This is a genomic window from Plantactinospora sp. CNZ321 (assembly GCF_004217235.1).
Map to the genome: position 1 here is coordinate 3,739,682 of NZ_SHKQ01000001.1, position 22,321 is coordinate 3,762,002.

Annotated in this window: 21 protein-coding genes; 9 read left to right on the plus strand and 12 right to left on the minus strand. The window is 72.0% G+C overall.

Annotated elements, in window-relative coordinates; genetic code table 11:
* Window positions 1-93: 93 nt before the first annotated feature.
* A complete protein-coding gene (locus EV371_RS16345; protein WP_130462799.1) occupies window positions 94-360 on the plus strand; it encodes a GlsB/YeaQ/YmgE family stress response membrane protein in 267 nt (88 codons plus the stop codon).
* Between the two features lie 234 nt (window positions 361-594).
* Here EV371_RS16345 and EV371_RS16350 read toward each other — a convergent pair whose 3' ends face one another.
* Entirely contained in the window at window positions 595-1,359 is a 765-nt protein-coding gene (locus tag EV371_RS16350; protein ID WP_130462800.1) for an alpha/beta fold hydrolase, read from the minus strand.
* 251 nt (window positions 1,360-1,610) lie between these two features.
* On the opposite strand from EV371_RS16350, the gene EV371_RS16355 reads away from it, so the two are divergent.
* Window positions 1,611-2,462 carry an alpha/beta fold hydrolase gene (locus tag EV371_RS16355; RefSeq protein ID WP_130462801.1) on the plus strand — a complete coding sequence of 284 codons (852 nt, stop codon included), beginning with the start codon at window positions 1,611-1,613 and terminating at the stop codon, window positions 2,460-2,462.
* Window positions 2,463-2,527: 65 nt separating this feature from the next.
* Here EV371_RS16355 and EV371_RS16360 read toward each other — a convergent pair whose 3' ends face one another.
* From EV371_RS16360 to EV371_RS16375, 4 genes are all read right to left on the minus strand, one after another.
* A complete protein-coding gene (locus tag EV371_RS16360; RefSeq protein ID WP_130462802.1) occupies window positions 2,528-2,752 on the minus strand; it encodes a ferredoxin in 225 nt (74 codons plus the stop codon).
* Window positions 2,749-3,954: a cytochrome P450 gene (locus EV371_RS16365; protein ID WP_130462803.1), complete on the minus strand. Its 1,206-nt coding sequence runs from the start codon at window positions 3,952-3,954 to the stop codon at window positions 2,749-2,751. The genes EV371_RS16360 and EV371_RS16365 overlap by 4 nt, the downstream gene beginning before the upstream one ends.
* Before the next feature lie 209 nt (window positions 3,955-4,163).
* Entirely contained in the window at window positions 4,164-4,808 is a 645-nt protein-coding gene (locus tag EV371_RS16370; protein ID WP_130462804.1) for a LuxR C-terminal-related transcriptional regulator, read from the minus strand.
* Complete coding sequence (locus EV371_RS16375; RefSeq protein WP_486484642.1) at window positions 4,760-6,052, minus strand: sensor histidine kinase; 1,293 nt, start codon at window positions 6,050-6,052, stop codon at window positions 4,760-4,762. The genes EV371_RS16370 and EV371_RS16375 overlap by 49 nt, the downstream gene beginning before the upstream one ends.
* A gap of 212 nt (window positions 6,053-6,264) precedes the next feature.
* Between EV371_RS16375 and EV371_RS16380 the strand changes: the two genes are divergently transcribed.
* On the plus strand, window positions 6,265-8,400 hold the full coding sequence (locus EV371_RS16380; RefSeq protein WP_130462806.1) for an MMPL family transporter: 2,136 nt from the start codon (window positions 6,265-6,267) through the stop codon (window positions 8,398-8,400).
* A gap of 85 nt (window positions 8,401-8,485) precedes the next feature.
* On the opposite strand, the gene EV371_RS16385 is transcribed toward EV371_RS16380, so the two are convergent.
* The 6 genes from EV371_RS16385 to EV371_RS16410 form a co-directional block, all read right to left on the minus strand.
* Complete coding sequence (locus EV371_RS16385; protein ID WP_130465967.1) at window positions 8,486-9,322, minus strand: RNA methyltransferase; 837 nt, start codon at window positions 9,320-9,322, stop codon at window positions 8,486-8,488.
* Window positions 9,323-9,576: 254 nt separating this feature from the next.
* The gene (locus EV371_RS16390) at window positions 9,577-11,589 is read right to left on the minus strand and encodes an arabinofuranosyltransferase (protein ID WP_130462807.1); all 2,013 of its coding nucleotides are present in this window, start codon (window positions 11,587-11,589) and stop codon (window positions 9,577-9,579) included.
* Window positions 11,590-11,682: 93 nt separating this feature from the next.
* Window positions 11,683-12,582 (minus strand): carbohydrate ABC transporter permease, encoded by a 900-nt coding sequence (locus EV371_RS16395; protein WP_486484643.1) that lies wholly within the window; start codon window positions 12,580-12,582, stop codon window positions 11,683-11,685.
* On the minus strand, window positions 12,579-13,541 hold the full coding sequence (locus tag EV371_RS16400; protein WP_130462808.1) for a carbohydrate ABC transporter permease: 963 nt from the start codon (window positions 13,539-13,541) through the stop codon (window positions 12,579-12,581). Before EV371_RS16400 ends, EV371_RS16395 begins: the two co-directional genes overlap by 4 nt.
* Window positions 13,542-13,654: 113 nt before the next feature.
* Window positions 13,655-14,944, minus strand: a complete 1,290-nt coding sequence (locus tag EV371_RS16405; RefSeq protein WP_130462809.1) for an ABC transporter substrate-binding protein — start codon at window positions 14,942-14,944, stop codon at window positions 13,655-13,657.
* 560 nt (window positions 14,945-15,504) lie between these two features.
* Window positions 15,505-15,894 (minus strand): DnaJ family domain-containing protein, encoded by a 390-nt coding sequence (locus EV371_RS16410; protein WP_486484644.1) that lies wholly within the window; start codon window positions 15,892-15,894, stop codon window positions 15,505-15,507.
* Between the two features lie 296 nt (window positions 15,895-16,190).
* Between EV371_RS16410 and EV371_RS16415 the strand changes: the two genes are divergently transcribed.
* The 3 genes from EV371_RS16415 (at window position 16,191) to EV371_RS16420 (ending at window position 18,899) form a co-directional block, all read left to right on the plus strand.
* Window positions 16,191-17,378: a metallophosphoesterase gene (locus EV371_RS16415; RefSeq protein ID WP_349337451.1), complete on the plus strand. Its 1,188-nt coding sequence runs from the start codon at window positions 16,191-16,193 to the stop codon at window positions 17,376-17,378.
* 121 nt (window positions 17,379-17,499) lie between these two features.
* Entirely contained in the window at window positions 17,500-17,622 is a 123-nt protein-coding gene (locus tag EV371_RS34340; RefSeq protein ID WP_486484645.1) for a hypothetical protein, read from the plus strand.
* Window positions 17,623-17,729: 107 nt separating this feature from the next.
* The gene (locus EV371_RS16420) at window positions 17,730-18,899 is read left to right on the plus strand and encodes a hypothetical protein (RefSeq protein WP_130462811.1); all 1,170 of its coding nucleotides are present in this window, start codon (window positions 17,730-17,732) and stop codon (window positions 18,897-18,899) included.
* 32 nt (window positions 18,900-18,931) lie between these two features.
* Here the strand turns inward: EV371_RS16420 and EV371_RS16425 are convergent, their stop codons facing one another.
* A complete protein-coding gene (locus EV371_RS16425) occupies window positions 18,932-19,639 on the minus strand; it encodes a GntR family transcriptional regulator (RefSeq protein ID WP_207230515.1) in 708 nt (235 codons plus the stop codon).
* 160 nt (window positions 19,640-19,799) lie between these two features.
* Between EV371_RS16425 and EV371_RS16430 the strand changes: the two genes are divergently transcribed.
* Genes EV371_RS16430 through EV371_RS16440 form a run of 3 tightly spaced genes read left to right on the plus strand, consistent with a single transcriptional unit; the run spans window position 19,800 to window position 22,268 of the window.
* Window positions 19,800-20,561: a 5-oxoprolinase subunit PxpA gene (locus tag EV371_RS16430; RefSeq protein ID WP_130462813.1), complete on the plus strand. Its 762-nt coding sequence runs from the start codon at window positions 19,800-19,802 to the stop codon at window positions 20,559-20,561.
* A gap of 37 nt (window positions 20,562-20,598) precedes the next feature.
* A complete protein-coding gene (gene pxpB, locus EV371_RS16435) occupies window positions 20,599-21,339 on the plus strand; it encodes a 5-oxoprolinase subunit PxpB (RefSeq protein ID WP_130462814.1) in 741 nt (246 codons plus the stop codon).
* Complete coding sequence (locus EV371_RS16440) at window positions 21,336-22,268, plus strand: 5-oxoprolinase subunit C family protein (RefSeq protein WP_130462815.1); 933 nt, start codon at window positions 21,336-21,338, stop codon at window positions 22,266-22,268. Before pxpB ends, EV371_RS16440 begins: the two co-directional genes overlap by 4 nt.
* Window positions 22,269-22,321: the final 53 nt, after the last annotated feature.

Genomic DNA, 22,321 nt, shown 5'->3' on the forward strand with positions numbered 1-22,321 from the left:
GCACCGGATGGCGGTCACGATCGGCGGACGGTTTCTGTCGCCCGGTCAACGGGCACTGCATCCCCGTTGGACGACAAGCGAAGGAGAGCCAGCATGGAGATCAGCGGTATCTTCACCGCCCTCATCATCGGTCTGATCATCGGTGCCCTCGGCCGGCTCGTCGTGCCCGGCCGGCAGAACATCCCGATCTGGCTCACCCTGGCCATCGGCATCATCGCAGCCCTGCTCGGAACGGTCGTCGCCGCCGCCTTCGGTGTCGCCGAGACCGGCGGCCCCGACTGGATCGAACTCGCCCTCCAGGTCGCCCTCGCCGCCGTCGGAGTCAGCCTGGCCGCAGGTCTCTACCGGCGCCGCCCGTAGGGCCCGGCGCCCCCGTCCCCGCTCCGCCAGACTGGATGTTGGCCCGCGGCGGTATCCCGCCACTGCACCCGGTCGCGCCATCCACCGGCCACGGCCGGCACTCCCGACCGGACGTGTGGGATCAGCACGACGCGGGCCAGCACCAGCGGCGCCCCTGCCCGACAGTCACTCCCGGACCGTCGGGAGCATCGGGCGGTCCGGAGCATCGGGCCGTCCGAGACGCCGGGCCGTAGATCAGGCAGGCCAGGTTCGGCGGAGGAAGTCGAGGACCAGCGCGGTCGCCTCGGCGGGGCGCTCCAGGCTGGGCAGATGGCCGGCCCACGGCAGTTCGAGGTGCCGGGCGTCGGGCAGCAGCGTGGGCAACCGGGCGGCGATCTGCCGGAAGTCCGGCAGATCGTGCCGGCCGGATATGGCGAGGCAGGGTGCGGTGATCTTCCCGAGGTCGGGTTCGCCGAGATCGAGCTGCGCAACGTCCTCGTCGACGGCGAGTTGGACGTCGAAGGCGTGTCGCTGCATCTCGCGGACCCGAATCCGGGTCGCGTCGTCGGCCTCGGGCCCGAGCCAGGTCCGGACGTTGAGTTCGACGGCCCCGGCGACGTCGCCGGACTCGAGCAGCTCGTCCTCGCGCCGGTCGAAGTCCCGCAGTTCCGGGCCGGGCACGTGCCCGGGCAGCGCGGGACAGAGCAGCGTCAGCGCGGCCACCCGGTGCGGCCAGTGGGCGGCCACCTCCAGAGCCACCCGGCCGCCGAACGAGGCGCCGACCAGTGCCACCCGGTCGACCCCGAGGGCGTCCAGCAGATCGCGGACGTCCTGCGCCTCGGCGTAGGGCTGGTCCGGCACCGGGCTGCCGCCAAAGCCACGGAAGTCGCAGCGGATCACCTGGTAGCCGGCGTCGCGTAGGGCAGGCCACTGTGGGTCCCACATCCGCCGGTCACAGACGGAGGAGTGCAGCAGCAGGACGGCGGGGCCGTTCCCGGCGACATCGTGTGCGAGCGTCATCCCGGCCACCCTAGGCGGGGCTGGCCGGGACCACACCCGAAAATCAGCGGTCGCCGTGCCGGAGTTGCCGGGGTGGGATGAATGGTGCCGGTTTGTCGGGGCCGGGAAATCACCGGTGCGATGGAGCTGGACTGGGTAGGCTGACCGAGGCCGGCAAATCCGATAATTGGTGCAATTGCCGTCGGCCGTCGTAGCCTGTCCGGCGCGACCGCCGTCCCGGCGGGCGAACCACGGGGGAAGGGAAGAGTCGGGTGCCATATCTGACTGTCGGCGTGGAGAACTCCGCGCCCATCGATCTGCACTACGAGGATCACGGCGCCGGGCAGCCGGTGGTGCTCATCCACGGCTTTCCGCTCAGCGCCGCGGCCTGGGAGAAGCAGATCAACCCGCTGCTCAACGCCGGCTACCGGACCATCGCCTACGACCGGCGGGGATTCGGCATGTCGAGCCAGCCGGCGGTGGGATACGACTACGACACCTTCGCCGCCGACCTGAGCATCCTGATGAACGAGCTGGACCTCACCGACGCGATCCTGGTCGGCCACTCGATGGGTACCGGTGAGGTCACCCGCTACATCTCCAACTACGGCTCCGCCCGGGTGAACCGGGCCGTCCTCATCGCCCCGATCCCGCCGTTCCTGCTCAAAACCGAGGACAACCCGGAGGGCATCGACCAGAGCCTTTTCGACGGCTTCATGCAGAGCGTGATCGCCGACCGGGCCAGATACCAGACGTCGTTCCTGCACGACTTCTACAACCTGGACGAGAACCTTGGCACGCGGGTCAGCGACGAGGTGGTCCGGATGAACTGGGACGTGGCGGTGAGCGCCTCGCCGATCGGCACGCTGGCCTCCATCCCCGCCTGGCTCACCGACTTCCGACAGGACCTGGCCCGGATCGACGTACCGGTGCTGATCATCCAGGGCGACGCGGATCGGATCCTGCCGTTTCCGGTGACCGGACAGCGGATGCACGCGGCGATGCCGAACAGTCAGCTCGTCACCCTCAAGGGCGCACCGCACGGCATCCCGTGGACCCATGCCGACGAGATCAACCAGGCGCTGCTCGACTTCATCAGGACCCCGGTCGACGCCCTGCTCTGACCGAGTCGTCGTCTCTGGGCAAAGCCGTCGTCGCTGACCGGCGGCCGGCTCCGACCAGCCGGTCGTCACTCGGGCGCGATCAGCCGCTGGTCGGCCGCGTCCCGCACCAGGATCGCCTCGACCGGGCAGGACTCGGCCGCGTCGACCACCCGGTCGTCCGGTTCGACGGTCCCGGCCAGCGGCGTGGAGAGCCCGCCGACGAGCCGGAAGTGCCCGGGCGCCATGCCGGCACAGATTCCCGAGCCGATGCAGCGCTGCGGGTCGACGCTGACCCGCCAGGCGGCGCTCACCAGGCCACCGGCAGCGCGAGCGGTCCGCGTACCAGCAGGCCGCTCTTCCACGGCACCTCCGGCTCCGGCACCGCCAGGCGCAGCCCCGGCAGGCGGTCGACCAGGGTACCGAGCGCCACCTGCAGCTCCATCCGGGCGAGCTGCGCGCCGAGACAGTGGTGCACACCGTGGCCGAAGCCGACGTGTGGGTTGACCTCCCGGCCCAGGTCGAGCCGGTCCGGGTCGGCGAAGACGGTGCCGTCCCGGTTGGCCGAGCCGACCGCCGGCAGTACCGGCTCGCCGGCCCGGACGAGTACCCCGCCCAGCTCGACGTCCTCCGTCGCGTACCGGGGGAAGGCCGAGGCCGTCCCGAGGGGTACGTAGCGCATCAACTCCTCGACGGAGCTCGGGATCAGCGCGGGATCGGACCGCAACCGGGCCAGCTCCGCCGGGTTCTCCAGCAGTACGTAGACGAAGTTCGGGATCTGGGTGACCGTCGTTTCGTGCCCGGCCGCGAGCAGACCGGCGGCGAGCTGCACCAACTCCTGTTCGGTGAGCCGGTCCTCGTTCTCGTCCCGGGCCCGCACCATCGCGCCGAGCAGGTCGTCGACTGGTTCCCGGCGGCGGATCGCGACCAACTTCCCGATGTAGTCCCAGAGATTCTCCAGGTATTCCTGGATCTGCTGCGGGCTCAGCGAGGTGGTCGAGACGATCGCCTCGGACCAGGTGTGGAAGCTGTCCCGATCGGCGAACGGGACGCCGAGCAGCTCGCAGATGACCTGGATCGGCAGCGGGGTGGCGAACTGTTCCACCAGGTCGACCGGCGGGCCGGCCTTGATCATCTCGTCGACCAGCCCGTCGGCGATCTCCTGGGTGCGGGTCCGGAGCCGTTCCACCCGGCGCGCGGTGAACGCCTTCGCCACCAGCCGACGCAGCCGGGTGTGGTCCGGCGGGTCCATGCCGAGCATGCCCAGGTCGGGCTGCCGGGGCGTGGTCCGGGGCTGGTCGCGCCCGGCCCCGGCGGCCCGGCTGAACCGAGCGTCGCCGAGCACGACCCGGACGTCGGAGTAGCGGGTGGCGAGCCAGGCCTCCTCACCGAAGGGCAGCTGCACCCGGATCAGCGGCTCGTCGCGGCGCAGCCGGGCGTACTGCGGGTCCAGGTTGAGCCGGTCCGGGGCGGCGAACGGGTAGGGGCGGGCGGTCACCTGCCGGCTGTCCGTCATCTCGAATCCCTCCGTCGAGCGGGCGCGGGCCGGCGCGACGGTTGCTGACGATCGGCTTGACCGGGGTGATCAGTGCGATCGGGCCATCGACGCCGGGTGAGGCGTTGATGGCGGATGGTAGCGAATTATGCCGATCAATTCCATCGGTCACAGTGGATGATCGACGGCGGTCGGCGGTCGGCGGTCGGCTCGCGGTCCGGCCGGCTATCTCACGCGTTCAGATACGTCAACACGGCCAGCACCCGCCGATTGTCGTCCTCCGACGGTGGCATGCCCAGCTTGCTGAAGATGCTGTTGATGTGCTTGCTGACCGCCTTCTCGGTGACGAAGAGCCGGCCGGCGATCGCCGCGTTCGACCGGCCCTCGGCCATCAGGCCGAGCACCTCCCGCTCCCGGCCGGTCAGCGCGTGCAGCGGCTCGACGCCGGAGCGGTTCGCCAGCAGCTCGGCGATGACCTCCGGATCCATCACCGTGCCACCGGCCGCCACCCGGCGCACCGCGTCGACGAACTGACTGACGTTGGCGACCCGGTCCTTGAGCAGGTAGCCGATGGCGCCGGTGCGGTCGGCCAGGAGTTCCCGGGCGTAGAGCTGCTCGACGTGCTGGGACAGCACGAGGACGGGCAGGCCGGCAATCCGCCGGCGGGCCTCGATCGCCGCCTGGAGCCCTTCGTCGGTGAAGGTCGGCGGCAACCGTACGTCGACCACCGCCACGTCGGGGCGGTGGTCGAGCAGCGCCGGCAGCAGCGCCGGCCCGTTGTCGACCGCGGCGACGACCTCGAGGTCGAACGCCTGGAGCAGCCGGGTCAGCCCGTCCCTGAGCAGGGCGAGGTCTTCGGCGATGACAACTCGCAAGGCAGCTCCATGGTCACCCTCGTGGGCCCGCCCGGCGGGCTGGCCACGAACATCGTCCCATCAAAGGCGGCCAGTCGTCGTTCGATGCCCCGCAGGCCGGTCCCGCCGGTCGGGTCGGCCCCGCCCACCCCGTCGTCGCCGACCACCATGACCAGCCGACCGTCGCCGTGCCGCAGCCGTACCCAGGCGTTCCGCGCGGCGCTGTGCTTGGCGACGTTGGCCAGCAGTTCGGCCGCGGTGAAGTAGACCGCGGATTCGACCGGGGCCAGCGGCCGGCCCGGCAGTTCGACGTCGACCTCGACCCGCAGCGGCAGCTTCAGCGCGAGCGCCCGGACCGCACCGGCCAGCCCGCGTTCGGCAAGGACCGGCGGATGGATGCCCCGGACCAGTTCCCGCAACTCGCCCAGGGCCTGCCCGCTGGCCTCCCGGGCCTCGGCCATCAGCCGCTGCGCCGCCTCCGGGTCGCGACCCATCAGCTCCTCGGCGAGTCCGATGCTCATACTCAGCGCCACCAGCCGGGCCTGCGCCCCGTCGTGCAGGTCCCGCTCGATCCGGCGCAGCTCGGCGGCCTGCGCGTCGACGGTCTCCGACCGGGTCTCGGTGAGCCGCCGGACCCGCTGGTGCAGTGCCGCCGTCCGGCTCGGTGCCAGCAGCGCCTGGGTGAAGCCGGCGTGCGCCCGATGGATCAGGTCGCCGGCGACGACGCCGAAGGCCAGGATCAGGGCACCCTGTGGTGCCCCCAGCAGCGCCTGGCCGAAGCTGTCGATCGGCCAGATCGCGCCGTAGCCGTACCAGACGTCGAGGGCCCAGAGCAGCATCGGCAGCCCGAGCACTCCCTCCAGGCCGTAGACCACCAGGCAGACCGGCAGCAGCCCCAGCACCAGCCCGACCGGGATCGACGCCGCGAGCCAGAGCAGGTCGCGCCAGGTCGCCCGGTCGGTGACCACCCACCGGTACCGGCGCCAGACGGTGATCGGCTCCGGTGCCGGCCGGTACGGGCTCGGCACCTCCCGGCCGGTCCACCGCCCCGCGATCCGACGGTTGAGGTCGGCCAGATCGCGTACCACGGCGGTCACCGCCGGAAAGGCGACCAGCCCCACCCCCAGCACGGTGAAGGCCAGGGAGAGCAGCGAGAGCACCAGCAGCCCGATGTTGGCGCTCACCGAGAGGACGGCCAGCAGCAGCGCCTGGCCGCTCTGCGCGAGCCGGCGCCGGAGCCACGGCGATGGCGGCCGGAGAGTCAACCTTTTCAACCTGAACCGCGCGGCGCTCATGCACCGCGCCCGACCTTGCAGTCCGTCGGACCGCAAGGGGAGGTTGACAAAGGTTCAGTGGTCACGCGGTCCATCCGCCCATTCTGGCCGACCGGCCCGACCCGAGCTGTGGTGCTAGGACCACCCCGGTTCGGGACGTGCCACCCCTGCCGGTAGCCCTGCCAGCCCGTTGGATCGACGTCATGACCGACGAGGAACACGCCATCTCCGGACACCGAATTGCCAGCGTCGTCGCCGGCCGGCGCGCGAAGTTCGCGATGCTGGCCCTCTGGGTCGTCGTCGCCGCGGTGGTCGGCCCGCTCGCGCTGAAGCTCAGCGGGGTGCAGCAGAACGACAACCTCGGTGCCCTGCCCGGCGGCGCCGAGGCCAGCCGGGCGGCCGCCCGGGCCTCGGCCGCGTTCCCCGAGCCGGACGCCCTGGTCGCGGTCGCCGTCTACGCCCGGGAGAGCGGCCTCACCGATGCCGACCGGGCCAGGGTCGCGGCCGACCGGGCCGCGTTCGCCCGGTACGCGGTCGACGGGAGCGCACCCACCGAACTGTCCAGCGAAGACGGCCGGGCCCTGCTGCTCTCCTTTCCGCTCGCCGGCACCGAGGAGGAGCAGTCGGCGGCGGTCGGCGAGATCCGGGACCGGCTGGCCGGCGGCGGGCCGGACGGTCTGGGTACCGCCCTGACCGGGTCGGCCGGGGCAGACGGAGACCTCTTCGACGCGTTCGGTGGGATGGACAGCACGCTGCTGCTCGCCACGATCGGCGCGGTGGCACTGCTGTTGCTGGTCACCTACCGCAGTCCGGTGCTCTGGCTGATCCCGCTGCTCACCGCCGCGCTGGCCAGTCAGCTGGCCAGCGCGGCGGTCTACCTGCTCGCGCGGTACGGCGGGCTCACCGTCGACTTCCAGAGTCAGACCATCCTGACCGTACTGGTCCTCGGCGTCGGGGTGGACTACGCGCTGTTGATCGTCGCCCGCTACCGCGAGGAGCTGCGGCGACACCCGGACCGGCACGCGGCGATGGCGCTGGCGCTGCGCCGTTCCTTCCCGGCGATGTGCGCCTCGGCCGCCACGGTCGGCGCCGGGCTGCTCTGCCTGCTCGCCGCCGAGCTGCCGGCGACCCGAGGGCTCGGCCCGGTCGGCGCGGTCGGCATCGCTGCCACCCTGGTGGCGATGGCCACCCTGCTACCGGCGGTACTGGTGCTCTTCGGCCGCTGGGTCTTCTGGCCCTTCGTCCCGCGCTACACCGCCGACCTGGCCGGGCACGACGTCGCCGAGGATCACCGTGGCTGGGCCCGGGTGGCCCGGTTCGTCGGCCGGCGGCCGAGGATCACCTGGATCGGCAGCACGCTCGCGCTCGGCGTGCTGGTGCTCGGGATCGGCAACCTCAGCGTCGGTCTGCCCGGGGACGGGTACTTCACCCGGGAGGTCGGCTCCGTCACCGGGCAGAGGATGGTGGCGGCGCACTGGCCGGCCGGCATGATCGCGCCGGTGGAGATCGTGGCCGGTGCGGGCGGTGCCGACCGGGTGGTCCGGGCGGCCCGGGGCGTGGACGGGATCGCCGAGGTCGGCCCGGTCGAGCGCTCCGCCGACGGCCGCTGGGTACGGATCCCGGCGGTACTCGCGGACGACCCGGGCAGCGCGGCGGCTAAGCAGAGCATCGACCGGCTGCGTACCGCGCTGCGGGCGGTGCCGGGTGCCGACGCGCTGGTCGGCGGCGAGACCGCGTACCAGTTGGACGTCGACCGGGTCACCAGCCGGGACGACCGGGTGGTGATGCCGCTGATCCTGCTCGTCGTCTTCCTCGTGCTGGTGGCACTGCTCCGGGCACTGGTCGCCCCCCTGCTGCTGCTGGCCAGTGTGGTGCTGTCGTACCTCGCCGCGCTGGGTGCGGCCGGGCTGATCCTCGACGTGCTGGGCCATCCGAGGCTCTGGGTGGCGCTGCCGTTGCAGACGTTCCTCTTCCTGGTCGCCCTCGGCGTGGACTACACGATCTTCCTGATGACCCGGGCCCGGGAGGAGGTCGCCGTCCGGGGACACCGGCGAGGGGTGCTGCACGCCCTCACGGTCACCGGCGGCGTGATCACCAGCGCCGGTGTGGTGCTGGCGACCACGTTCGCGGCGCTGACCGTGCTGCCGCTGGTGCCGTCGGTGCAGACCGGGGTGATCGTCGCGGTCGGCGTACTCATCGACACGTTCCTGGTGCGCAGCCTGCTGATTCCGGCACTGGCACTCTCCATCGGGCCCGCCACCTGGTGGCCGGGCCGGCTGGCCCGGCGCACGGCCCCGCCGGTCGCGGTCGGCCACACCCCGGCGGCACTGCCGCACTGAGGGCCGCAGCCCGGGCCGACCCCGCGCCGTCGGGGCGGCAGCCGGCCAGCCGCCCGGTCCGCCCATCCTCGCCCTGCGGAGGTGGTCAACCGGGCGGCGCCGGTCGGGCGCGTCGCTGCCGGGCCGCCTCGTAGAGTGCGACCGTGCCGGCGGTGGCGGCGTTCAGCGAACTCGCCGCCCCGGCGATCGGGATCCGGAGCATCCGGTCGCAGGACTGCCGCCAGGCCGCGCTGAGCCCGGAGGTTTCGTTGCCGACCAGCAGCACGGTCGGCCCGGTGAGGTCGTGTTCGGCGATCTCGCCCTCGCCGGTCTCGTCGGTGCCGACGATCTGTACCGGCAGCCCTCGTCCGCGCAGCGCCGCCACCCAGTCGAGCACGTCGTGGTGCGACCCGGTCCGGACCACCGGGATCGCGAAGAGCGAGCCGGTGCTGGCCCGGACCGCCCTCGGGTCGTACGGGTCGGCGGCGTGCCCGACCACCACCAGCCCGGCGGCGCCGAACGCGTCGGCGGAGCGGACGAGGGTGCCGATGTTGCCCGGTGCGGTGGGCCGGTCGAAGACCACCACCAGTGCGTCCGGGCCGGTGGGGATCCGCTCCAGCCGGTCCGCCGGCAGGCCCACCACGGCAACCAGCTCGGGCTGGTCCTCGTCCTTGCCGCCGAGTTCCCGCAGCAGCTCGGGGGCGACCGCGACCCGGCTGCCGGCGACCCCGTCGAGCAGGTCTCGGGCCCACCGGGACAGCGGCACGCCGTCCGCGTGCAGCAGGGCGTGCACCGGCCAGCCCCGCTGCACCGCCAGGGTGATCGGCCGGACGCCCTGCACCAGGAACTCGCCGGCCCGCTGCCGCTTCGTGCGGTTGGTCAGCAGGGCCGACCACTGCTGGAAGCTGGCGTTGCGGGTGCTGACCCGCAGCGTTCTGCCCACCCGCGCCGGGCCGGCCCGTCCGGTCTGGCCGGCCCGGTCCGTCCGGGCCGGCCGGTTGGTCTGGCCGGGCCGGTCGGGGGAGTCGGTCCGCGAGGAGGTCCGTGGCCGGCCGGCCGGGCTCCGGCCGACGCCGTCTGCACGCACCGCACGACGATACCGCCGACCGGCCCGACCGCCGACACCGCCGGTCCCCGGCTGGGGCTACGACACCGTCCCCGGCCGGGGCTACGACACCGCCGGTCCCCGGCCCCGGGCTACGACCGCAGTACCGCGACGAGGGTGTCCTTGACCGTGGTCACCTCGAAGTGCTCCGGCGTCACCAGGCGGCGCGGAAAGCTGATCTCCCGGCGGGCGGTCCCGAACGGAAAGTCGTCGGCGTGGAACCTGAAGACCAGCCGATCTTCGACGACGTGCAGCACCACCACGTCGATCCGGTCGTACGGGTTGTCCCGGAGCCGAGCGGCGAACTCGGCCGGAGTGCCCGACCGGGCCAACTCCTCCAGGAAGATGATCCGGCGGTTGAACTGGGCGGTGGGGTGGCTGTAGTTGGCGTTCCACTGCACGAACCCGTAGTAGGGGTTGAGCGCCATCAGGTCGGAGTGCCCGGTCAACACGACCGGATGTCCGGTGCCCCGGTACCGGCCGTCGATGAACGCGCTCAGCTTGGCCGGCGGCGTCCCCCACGCCTTCGCGTCAGGCTCGTGGAACGGTGGCAACTCGCCGCTCGGCAGGGCCCGGTTGTGCGCGTTGCCGATGTCCGTTAGTACCAGGTTGACGAAGCGGTCACCGGCGAAGATCGCCAGCAGTACGCCGAGGGTCGCGGCGACCCGCCAGACGTGCTCGGCGGAGAACCTGCCGGCGGCGTACCGGACCGCCCGGACCACCGCCATCGCGGCCGCGGCCAGCAGCACCGTCGGCACCAGTTCGCGCATCCGGAACGACATCAGCGGCGTGCCGGCGGCCAGGAACAGGAAGCCGACCACGTGCCAGACGTACAGCGCGACGAGCACGGTGAGCAGTGCCCGGGACAGCGCCTCCCGGGCGGTCACCACCAGGAAGACGAGGCCGAGCAGGCACAGCGCGCCGAGCACCGACGGTTCGAGCATCGGCAGGGCCAGCTTGCCCGAGTTCAACGTGATCCACCGGTTGTTCAGCGACTCGAAGTGCGGCGCGGTGAGGAAGTTCCAGGCCAGCGGCGCCCAGTACGGCGACGAGCCGAGGGCGGCGATCCCGAGGATGCCGATCGGGCGGCCGACCTCCCGCCAGTCGACCCGGCCCTGCCATCGGGACCAGGCGAGGTGCAGGAGCAGCACGATCGGCAGTACGAAGAAGAAGTAGTAGTAGACGGTGAACAGCACCGCGCCGATCGCGCCCAGCAGCAGCGGGGACCAGCGTCGCAGGCCCGGCCGGGTCAGCCCGGGCCCGACCTGGAGCCACCACGGCACCAGGGCGACCAGGACGAGCCAGGAGTACGTCTCGGTGAGGTTGGGGACGATCAGCGGCGTCGCCGAGATGAGCGCGGCGACCCGGACGGTCACCACCCGGCGCCACAGCAGGTAGGCCACGAGCGGGGTGAGGAACGCGACCGCGATGCTGCCGTACTTGAGCATCCACCATGGCGGGAGCCCGGCGAGGTCGGCGGTCCGACCCAGCACCCAGAAGTACGCCGGTGCGTAGTACGCCGGCAGGCCCCGGTAGGTGTAGTCGGCGCCCCGCCACGAGTCGGCGAACCGGGTGACCGCCTCGGTCCGGAACATCTGGTCGCCGTCGAGCGCGTAGAGGTCGTACGGGGTTCCGTGCAGGCCGACCACGACGGTCAGCGCACCGAGCCCGCCGAACAGCGCCGGGAGCAGGTCGGCGTCCCAGGCCCGTCCCCGGCGCCGGGCCCACCACACGGACCCGGCCGCCAGCACGGCGACGACGATCGGAGCGGCCCGCATCCCGTACTGCACCCGGCCGGAGTACGGATTGAAGCCGGCGGCCTGGGCGAGCGCCTCGATCGCCAGTACCAGAATCCCGGCGGCGGCGGCGAAGAGCAGCGGTCTGACCGCGAGCAGCCCTCGGCGCACGGTGGTCCGGCGGGGCGGGACGGTGCCGGTGTCCGGGCCGCCGGGGGTGGCCGTCGGCTCGTCGGCCCGGTGCGGTGCGGTTTCCGGGGCGGCCCGGCCCGGGTCGGCGTCGGACTGTTCGTCGGACTTTTCCGCTGCGGCAAGGGGGCCGGCCGGCTGGTCGGAGGGTCCGACCGGATCGTCGAGGGCGCGCTGCATCTGGGCTCCAGCAGGAGAGGTCAGGGGAGAAGAGCCCTCGTAGGGTAGCGAGGCGACCGGACGCCCGCGGCGTTCGTACCCGGTGACCCGGGCTCACTTGGTGGCGCCGCTGGTGAATCCGTTGTAGATGAAGCGCTGGAGCAGCAGGAAGACGACCAGCGTCGGGATGATGACCAGGATGACCCCGGCCGAGATGACCTCCCACTGTGCCCCGAACGGCCCCTTGAACCGGAACAGCGAGGTGGAGATGACCCCGAGGTCCCGGTCCGGCATGTAGAGGAACGGTATGTAGAACTCGTTGTACATGGTGATCCCCTTGATGATCACGACGGTCGCGATCGCCGGCTTCAACAGGGGAAGGATGATCCGGAAGTAGATCGTGAGGTGGCTGGCGCCCTCGATGGCGGCGGACTCGTCCAACTCCCGGGGGATCGCCCGGAGGAACTGCTGGAAGATGTAGATCGAGATGATGTCGGTGCCGAGGAAGAGCGCGATCGCGGACCATCTGGTGTTGAACAGGCCGAGTTTGTTCACCACCTGGAAGGTCGCCACCTGGGTGGTCACCCCGGGCACCAGGGTGGCCAGCAGGAACAGCATGATGATGGTCCTGCGGAACCGGAACTCGAACCGGTCCAGGGCGTACGCCGCCATCGAGCCGATCAGGACGGTACCGACGAGCGACACGGCCAGGATGATCGTCGTGTTGACGAAGGCCCGCAGCATCCCGCCCCGGGTGAAGGCCGTCACGTAGTTGTCGAGGTTGAACCAGTTGCCGGGCGGGTCGAACGGCGCGCCGTTGATGAACTCCTGGTTCGTCTTCAACGACGCCATCAGCAGGACCAGCAGCGGTGTCAGCACCACCAGGGAGGCGACCACCAGGGAGGCGTACGTGAGGGCCGTCGCGACCCGGCCGCCGATCGTGCCCGGCGCGGCGCCGGCCCCGGTCCGGCGCCGGGGTGGTGACTCGGGGGAGCGGGTGGCGGTGGGGCTCACGACAGGTTCACCTTCTCGTCGGGTACGACCCGGCGCTGGATCCAGGTAAGCAGCAGGATGATCAGGAGGAGTACGACGGCCATCGCCGAGGCCAGACCGACCTTGTAGTACTTGAACGCCATGTCGACGGTCTGGATCACGAACGTCTCGCTGCCGTTCGCGCCGCCGGTCATGATGTACGGGATCTCGAAGACCGACAGCGACCCGGAGATCGCCAGGATGAACGAGAGTCCGACGATCGGCCGGATGCCGGGCAGGATCAGGAAGCGGAACTGGTCCCAGCGGTTCGCCCCGTCGATCTCGGCCGCCTCGTAGAGCTGGGCCGGGATCGACCCGATGGCGCCGAGGAAGAGTACGAAGTTCAGCCCCAGGTAGCGCCAGACCGAGGTACCGGCGAGCGAATAGTTGATCACCTCCGGGTCGCCGAGCCACTGCTGTGACAGGTCACCGAGGCCGAAGACCCGCAGCGCGGAGTCGAGCGTGCCGCCGGGCTGGAAGAAGTAGAGGAAGACCATGGCGATGGCGACGCCGTTGATCAGGTACGGGAAGAAGATGATTCCCTTGAAGAGGTTGCGGAACCTGACGTTGAAGCTGAGCACGGTGGCGAAGTAGAGCGCGAGCGCGATCTGGACCACCGACGCGCCGATGTAGTAGAGGCTGACCCGGAGCACTCCGAAGAGTTCGGGGCGGGTTGCGATCTCGACGTAGTTGTCGACGCCCACGAATTCCCTGGTCGGGCTCAGGCCGTTCCAGGAGGTGACGCTGTAGCCGAACATGTTGACGACCGGTACGTAGGTGAAGACGGCCAGCAGCGCCACCGGCACCAGCAGGAAGAGGTACGGCGTGAGGGGCTTCCGGCGGCGCGACACCGGCCGGCGCGGGCCGGTGGGTCCGAGGCGCTGCCGCGGCGTCCGGGTCAACCCGGAGAAGCGACTCGCGGTGTTCGTCGGAGCTGCCATCTGGAACACAGACCTTCCGGATCGAACCGGGGCCGCACGCCCTCGTGCGGTCGTCCGGGGGCGGGCGGGCGACATCCACCGCCCGCCCGGCGCGTGCTGACCGGGTCGATTCGCTACTTGACCTTGGATCTGGCCGCTGCCCACCTCTTGTTGAGGTCGGCGAAGATCTGCTCCTTGGTCTCCTTCTTCGCCCCGCGGGCGGCGTCCACGATCCGCTGCCGGTATGTGCCGTCCCAGAGCGCGATCTCGGCGGCGTTGCCGATCTTGTCGGCCAGCCCCTCCTCGCCCTTCGGCGCCGGGCTGTACTCGATGAACTCGGTGCCGGCGGCGGTCAGGTCGGCCAGGGTGCTCGGCATCGACGCGTTGATCAGCGGTGAGATGCCGCCCTGGTCCACCGCATAGTTCGACTCGTCGGCGAACCAGTCGATCCAGGCCCGCGCGGTCGCCTTGTTCTTGGAGTTGACGTTGATGCCGTTGTCGTAGTCGCCACTTGTGACACTGTGGAACTTGCCGTCGACCTGGGTCGGGAAGGGCAGGTACCCGATGTCCGCCCGGTCGGTGGCGGCGGCCTGCATCTGCACGATGGCCCAGGAACCGAGCATCATGGTGGCGATCTTGCCGGTGCCGAGCATGCCCTTGGACTGTTCCCAGTTGGTGGTCGTCGGGTCCGGCTCGGTCAGTCCACGCTGCACCGCGTCGAAGAGCAGCGAGTCGATGATGTGGTGCTCCCTGCCGGGCGCCCAGGGCGCGTCGTCCCTGGCCAGCTTGATCGCCGCCTCGGGGTCGCCGCTCACTCCGCCCCGGTTGCCCTCCCACTGGCCCAGTGGCCACTTGTCCTTGTAGTTGGTGTAGAGCGGGATCGCGTCGGTCCTGTCCCGGATCGCGGCCAGCGCGCCGAGGAACTCCTCCGGGGTCTTCGGTGGCGCGGTGATGCCCGCCTGCTGCCACACCTTCTTGTTGTAGACGAAGCCCTGGGCGTTGCCGGTGATGGTGATGCCGTACACCTTGTCGTCGAGACGCTGCTCGGTGCGGACGAAGCGGTACTTCTTCTCCAGCTCGGCCACGGTGCCGAGCGGCTCGAAGAAGGTCGGCAACAGGTCGGTGGTGACCGAGTTGGGGATGAGGAGCACGTCGCCGTACTCCTTGGTGTTCATCCGGATCCGGACCTCGCCCTCGTAGTCCGTGATCGCCTCGAACTTGACCGTGGTGCCGGGGTACTTCGCCTCGAACCTCTTCTTGTAGTCCTGGAAGACGGTGTCGACGATGTCCGTGCGCTGGGTCAGCACCGTGATCTCACCGGTGACGGCACCGTCGGTGCCGCTCTCCTCGTCACCCCCGCCACAGCCCGTCGTCACGGCCAGCACGAGCGCGAGGGCGGCACCGGCGATTCCGTGCTTTCTCATATGCGCGTCCCACCTTTCGGTGTCCACATTGACATTGCGCGATGCACAGTGGCGCGCCTGGGGGAGTGCATGATAGGCGGCGCGACTTGCAGGGAACGTACACGCGGGTTTCAGCGCTGTCAACGACGCGACAAGGGCCGGTGGGAACTGAACAGTTAAGTGGGTAAACCGGTTCAGGGCGAGCCGCCGACATCGACTCTGTGGCCAGGGGCGGAACGCCCGAAACGGCGGTCCAGCCCGGGTCCGAGCGGCGGCCATGAACCGGTTTAGGGCCCGACCGGTGAGTCGCCCCGCCGGGGAGCCGGAGAGGGGACCTGCGGATACTCGTACTCAGCGACGGCCGACGCTATGTCTTTGGCCGTGCGCCGGCCTCGACAAGACGACCGTTCGGCTGGCGGATTTGCCGTGCTGGCACGGTTGGACGCCTGGTGGAAGTGACGCGAATGGCTCGTCGAATCGTCGGCGGGGTTGCCGCGGCGGGCCGGCTGGCCGTCCGGGCCGGGCAGCCGCCCGGCCGCGTTGTCCCGGTCAGCCGGGGCAGCCGCTCCGCCGTCGTGCGGCTACCGTCCCCGCCGTTGGCGCCAGGTCTCGACGACCCGCTCGACGTCGAAGGTCGGCAACACCACCGGCGGCCCGTCGACCAGGCCGCGCCGGGCCAGCCGGATCCGTTCGTTGAGCGCGGTCACGATGGCCCGGACCGCCTGTTCCGAGGACTCCCGGGCCAGCCGATCCGGCAACTGCTCGGCCTCCTTGCGGATCTGCAACGACGCGGGTCCGACGTCGGTCAGGTTCTCCCGGCGTACCCAGTCCCGGATCCACCAGTTCTCGTCGTACGTGCCGCCGTGTCCGGGTAGCGGCTTGCCGGCCCCGGGGAGGTTGTCGAACTCGCCGCGCTCCTGTGCCTCGCGGATCTGACGTTCGATTCTGGACTCGTGTCGGCTCGACATCATCGCCCTCCCGTCCCCCGCCGGCCTGCGGATACACCTCCACGCCGAGTCTAGGCCGGGCCCGACGGGAGACCGTTCGCTGTGGCCGGTCTCAGCAACGTGGTCGATGCGGCGGCGCCCGTGTCATGCTGCACGCACCCGGGCGTCGACGCTCCGGCCCAGGCGGCGGAGACACCGGCGGCGGAGACACCACCAACGGACACCGCCGACGGGGACGCGGCGCACCGCCGACGGCGACACTGCCGACGGGGACGCGGCGCACCGGGGGACCAGCCGAACGAGCTGAGGAGAGGCCCACTGTGTCAGCCGGCGAAGCGGCACCCACCGTACCGGTCGCGCCCGCCCGGCGGCTGCTGCGACCACTGCTGTTCGGCCTGACCCTGACCGCCGTGCTGGCCCTGCTGTTCGGGCTGCCCTGGTGGACGCTGGTCGCGGCCGGGGCGCACTGGCCCGGCCCGGTCTTCGCCGCCGGCACCGCCCTCTTCGTCCTGGCCCTCGTCGCCCTACCGGTGCTGATGTACCTCGGGCACGGCCGTGGGCGGGACTGGGCGGCCCGAGTGGGTGACACCCTGCTCGGCGTGGTCTGGGTGCTCTTCGTCTGGGCGGCGCTCGGCAACCTGCTACGGGCCGGACTGGCGGCCGGCGGCGTCGCCGACCCGGTCCGGTCCCGGATCACCGCCGCCGCGGTCGCGGTCGTCGCGATACTGCTGCTCGTCTGGGGGTACGTCGAGGCGATGCGGCTGCCCCGGGTCCGCCGGGTCGAGGTGCCGATCGCGCGCCTTGGGCCCGGGCTGGACGGTCTCCGGATCGTCCTGCTGACCGACACCCACTACGGGCCGATCGACCGGACCGCCTGGTCGGCACGGGTCGTCGCGGCCGTCAACGAACTCGGCGCCGACATCGTCTGCCACACCGGTGACATCGCCGACGGCACCGTCGCGCAGCGGCGTACCCAGGCCGCGCCGCTCGGTGACGTCCGGGCCGCGCTCGCCCGGACGTACGTGACCGGCAACCACGAGTACTTCGGCGAGGCGCAGGCTTGGCTCGACCACATGCGGGACCTCGGGTGGGAGCCGCTGCACAACCGGCACCTCGTGGTCGAGCGGAACGGCTCCCGGCTGGTGGTGGCGGGCGTAGACGACGCGACCGCCGGATCGTCGGGGCGTCCCGGACACCGCCCCGACCACGCCGCCGCGCTGGCCGGCGTCGATCCGGACCTGCCGGTGGTGCTCCTGGCCCACCAGCCCAAGCAGATCGGTGCGGCGGTCGCGCACGGCGTCGACCTGCAACTGTCCGGGCACACCCACGGCGGCCAGATCTGGCCGTTCCACCTCCTGGTCCGGCTCGACCAGCCGACCGTGCACGGGCTGACCCGGCACGGCGACGTGACCCGGCTCTACACCAGTCGCGGTACCGGGTTCTGGGGTCCGCCGCTGCGGATCTTCGCGCCGAGCGAGATCACCCTGTTGACGCTGCGCCGCCCGTGAGCCGCCGAGCCCGGCACCGAGGGCCGGGCCACAGCCCGGGGCGCCGGAGCAGACCGGCGGGAACCGGTTGCAGGTCGACCCCGGCAGGGACCGCGGCGACCCGACGCCGAGAACCGACCGGGTGATTACTCCGGGTGACCGGCGGGCGGCGGTGGGACAGCGTGGCGCCGCGCCGTTCGTCGTACCGGTCGATTCGGAGCGCGACGAGTTCTGCCTGCTCCACCAGCCGACCCGGCGCCCCTGACCGGTGCGCGGGGTGGCGGGTGGTCGAATTGCCCGAACATTGATGCTCGTGTATTTTTCCTGGCAGGATCCGACCTGATTCGGGTGGACCCGGCGGAGGGAGCGCGCATGTCCGCGGTCGGCACACCCAGGCTACGGCGGGGACTCTCCGTGTTCGCGCTGGCCGCGATCTGCGCCGCGAGCGCCGCACCGGGGCAGCCGGTCTCCGCCGCCGCTGCGGTGTATCCAGACACCCGGGCGGCCGCCGCCCCCGGCCTGTACGCGGGCGGCACCTTCACCCGGGCCGGTGGCGCCAGCGTCGACCACCTCGCCACCTGGAACGGTTCCGCCTGGTCGATGCCGGGCGGCGGGTCGGGTGCCGGACCCGACGGCTCGGTCACCGCCCTGACCGTCTACGACGGGGACCTGATCGCCGGTGGCAGCTTCCTCACCGCCGGCGGGGTACGGGTGAACGGCATCGCCCGCTGGGACGGCAGCACCTGGTCGCCGCTGACCGGCTCGTCGGGTACCGGAGTGATGACCACCTCGCTCGACTTCGTCAACGCGCTGGCGGTCTTCGAGGGGGACCTGTTCGTCGGGGGGCAGTTCCGCACCGCCGGCGGGGTCACCGTCAACCACATCGCCCGGTGGGACGGGGCCGAGTGGTGGCCGCTGACCGGGCCCGGCGGCACCGGAGTGGACGTACCGTCGGTCTGGGATTTGGCCGTGCACGACGGCGCGCTGATCGTCGGCGGCGGGTTCAGCCAGGCCGGTGGCGCGGCGGCCAACCGGATCGCCCGGTGGCGCGACGGCGCGTGGTCGACGCTCGGCACGGGCTTCAACGGCGACGTACTGGCGCTGGCCGTGCACGACGGCGCGTTGGTGGCCACGGGCGGCTTCACCCAGGCCGGCTCCACCGCCGCCGGGTACGTCGCGCAGTGGCGCGGCGGCGCGTGGACGACGCTCGGCGCCGGGCTGAACGCCGAGGGACGGGCGCTCACCGTCTTCGGTGCGGCGCTGGTCGTCGGCGGCACGTTCACCGAGGCGGACGGGGCGGCGGCGAACTACGTCGCCCGGTGGGACGGATCCCGGTGGTCCGCGCTGGGTGCCGGCACCGAGGACATCGTGCTTGCCCTGGCCGTCCATGCTGGCCGGCTCATCGCCGGCGGGTTCTTCACCGGCGCCGGTGGGGTGGCGGTGAACCACGTCGCCGGCTGGAACGGCAGCGCCTGGTCCGCGCTGGGTGGGCCGGCCGGGGTCGGCACCGATGCCGGGGTGTACGCCCTGCACACCGTCTGACCGCCGGCCGGTCGCCGAGGCCCGCCGACCGGTCAGCGCCGCGCGGCCGTCTTCTCCGGCACCCCGTCGGCGTACGCGTCGACGAGCTGTCGCTCCGCGGCCCGCAGGTAGGCGTCGAGCACCGCGTGTGCCCGCTCCACCTCGCCGCCGCGAATCAGCTCCAGCAGCTCCCGGTGCCGGTCCAGATAGGGCTGGTGGAAGGTCTGCGGTGCGGCCATCACGTGGAACGCCAGCCGGATCTCGGCCAGCGCCTGCCGCATGATCTCCGCGATCCGGGGGCTGCCGGCCAGGCCGGCAATGGCCTGGTGGAACCGCATGTTGGCGGTGCCGACATCGAACCACCGCTGTTGCGCCGCCGCCTGTTCGCCCGCCACCAGCGCGGCCTCGAGCGCGTCCACCGCCTCGGCGGAGCAGTTGCGGGCGTCGCGCACGGCCGCGCACTCCAGCACCCGGCGGACCCGGTAGATGTCGACCACGTCCTGGACCTCGAGCACCCGGACGAAGACGCCCCGGTTGAGTTCGTGCACCACCAGCCGCTCGTGCATCAGCAGCCGGAACGACTCCCGCAGAGTGTTGCGGGAGACCCCGAGCGCCGCCCCGATCATCTCCTCGGAGAGCCGGGTGCCCGGCAGCAGGGCTCCCTCGGTGATCCGCACCCGGAGAACCTCCGCCACCCGCTGCGCGGTGCTCGCCCGCGTGATCAACGAGCGGTCGTCCTGGAGCTTCGCCAGCCACGTCACGCGGTCATCTTCCTTCACACCGTCGGGCCCGCAATCAAGAGGAGGTCCATGCTATGAGAGGCACGAGTACCAGACACCAGTGAACATGACCATTGACGGATTGTTCAACAGTCTGCCAGCCTGGATCGACGGCGTCCGCCGCGGTCCCCGGGAGGTTCCGATGTCGGTCACCCTCGATCTGAACAGTGACCTCGGCGAGGGCTTCGGGGTCTGGCAGCTGGGCGACGACATGGCCCTGCTCTCCGTCGTGACCAGCGCCAACGTCGCCTGCGGCTTCCACGGCGGCGATCCGACGATCATGCGCAGGGTCTGCGCGGAGGCGATCAGCCGGGACGTCTGCATCGGCGCCCACGTCGGCTACCGGGACCTGGCCGGCTTCGGTCGCCGGGCCATCGACATGGAACCCGACCGGCTCTCCGACGACGTGCTGTACCAGCTTGCCGCGCTGGACGGCATCGCCCGCAGCGAGGGCGGTCGGGTCCGGTACGTCAAACCGCACGGCGCGCTCTACAACCGCACCGTGACCGACCCGGCCCAGGCGGCGGCGGTGGCCAGCGCCGTCTCCGCGTACGACCCGAACCTGCCGATCCTCGGTCTGCCCGGCTCGCAACTGCTGCGCCAGGCCGCCGAGCTGGGGCTGAAGACGGTCCGGGAGGCCTTCGCCGACCGCGGTTACCGGGCCGACGGCAGCCTGGCCAAACGCGGCGGCCCCGGCGCGCTGGTCACCGATCCGGACACGGTCGCCCGGCGCTGCGTCGAGATGGCCACCACCGGGCGGGTGACCGCCGTCGACGGCACCCCGGTGCCGGTACACGCCCGGTCGATCTGCGTGCACGGCGACACCCCGGGTGCGGTCGAACTGGCCCGCCAGGTGCGCACCGCGTTGCAGGATGCGGGCGTCGGCCTCGCCCCGTTCGTCTGACCCTCGGGCGACCACCGGCATCGACGAGGAGTGTGCGATGGTGCGGATCATCCCGGTGGGGCTGCGTGCGCTGTTGGTGGAGGTGACCGAGCCGGCGCACACCGCCGCGCTCGCCGCGGACCTGCACCGGTGGCGGGACCGGGGCGAACTGGCCGGCGTGCGGGACGTCGTACCCGGGGAACTCACCGTGCTGCTCGACGGTCTCGACGATCCGGCGGCGCTGGCCGGACGGCTCGCCGGCTGGCGGCCGAGTTCGTCTCGGCCGCCGGACGGGCCGCTGGTCGAGGTGCCGGTCCGGTACGACGGTGCCGACCTGGCCGAGGTGGCCCGGCACTGGCGGGTCACCGAGGAGGAGGTGCGGCGGATACACAGCGCCCCCGAGTACCGGGTCGCGTTCTGCGGTTTCGCCCCCGGCTTCGGGTACCTCACCGGTCTGCCGGAGCGGTACCACCTGCCCCGGCGGGCGGTGCCCCGGACCCGGGTCCCGGCCGGCTCGGTCGCGCTGGCCGGCGGTTACGCCGGGATCTACCCCCGGGACTCGCCCGGTGGTTGGCAACTGCTCGGCTGCACCGACCTGGTCCTCTTCGACCCGGACCGGGACCCGGTCGCCCTGCTCACCCCCGGGACGCGGGTCCGGTTCCGAGACGTCGACGTCGACGACGGCAGGGGCGGCGGCGACGACGGCAGGGGCGGCATCGCCGGCGTCGACGAGGATGCCGGCGGCCGGCCCGGTGCGCGGGCGCGGCACGACGCCGGGCGTGGCGAGTCGCCGGCATGACCGCCGGACGCTTCGTCGAGGTGCTCCGGCCCGGGGCACTCAGCACCGTGCAGGACCTCGGCCGACCCGGGCACGCGCACCTCGGGGTACCCCGCTCGGGCGCACTCGACCTGCCGGCGCATCTGCTGGCGAACCGGCTGGTCGGCAATCCGCCCGACGCGGCGACGATCGAGACGACCGGCACCGGAGTCTCGGTGCGGGTCGGCCGGGCCGGCACGGTCGCGGTGACTGGAGCCTGGGCGCCGGTCACCGTGGACGGCCGGCCGGCGGGCTGGTCGGCCCCGGTACCGGTGCCGGCCGGAGCCCGCGTCGAGGTGACCGCCGCCCGGCGCGGGCTGCGCAGCTATCTCGCCTTCGACGGCGGGATCGCGGCCCCGCCGGTACTCGGCAGCCGGTCGACCGATCTGCTCTCCGGGCTCGGCCCCGCACCGTTGCGGGCCGGGGACCGGCTGCCACTGGGCGAAGCGGCCGGGCCGCCCGCCCCGGTCGACGTCGCCCCGACCGGCATCCTGGCCGAGGAGCTGACCCTGCGGGTCCTGCTCGGCCCCCGCACGGACTGGTTCACCGACGACGCGGTACGCCTCCTCGGCGCCAGCCGCTACCACGTCTCCACGCACAGCAACCGGATCGGGGTACGCCTGGAGGGGCCGGCGCTGCCCCGACGGATCCGCCGGGAACTGCGCAGCGAGGGCCTGGTACTCGGCGCGGTGCAGGTGCCGGCGGCCGGTTCGCCGGTGATCTTCCTGGCCGACCATCCGACCATGGGCGGCTACCCGGTGATCGGCGTGCTGCACCCGGACGACCTTCCGCAGGTCGCCCAGGCCGCCCCGGGAGGGCCGGTGCGGTTCCGGGTCGTCCGAGCCCGACCGGTCCGCCGGGTGGTCGGCCGTTTCCTGGCCGCCGATTCTGCACCAATCCCGACGACGTGATCATGCTTGGATGGCGGAAGAGGCCGGGCCACACCCGGCGGAGAGGAGCAGAC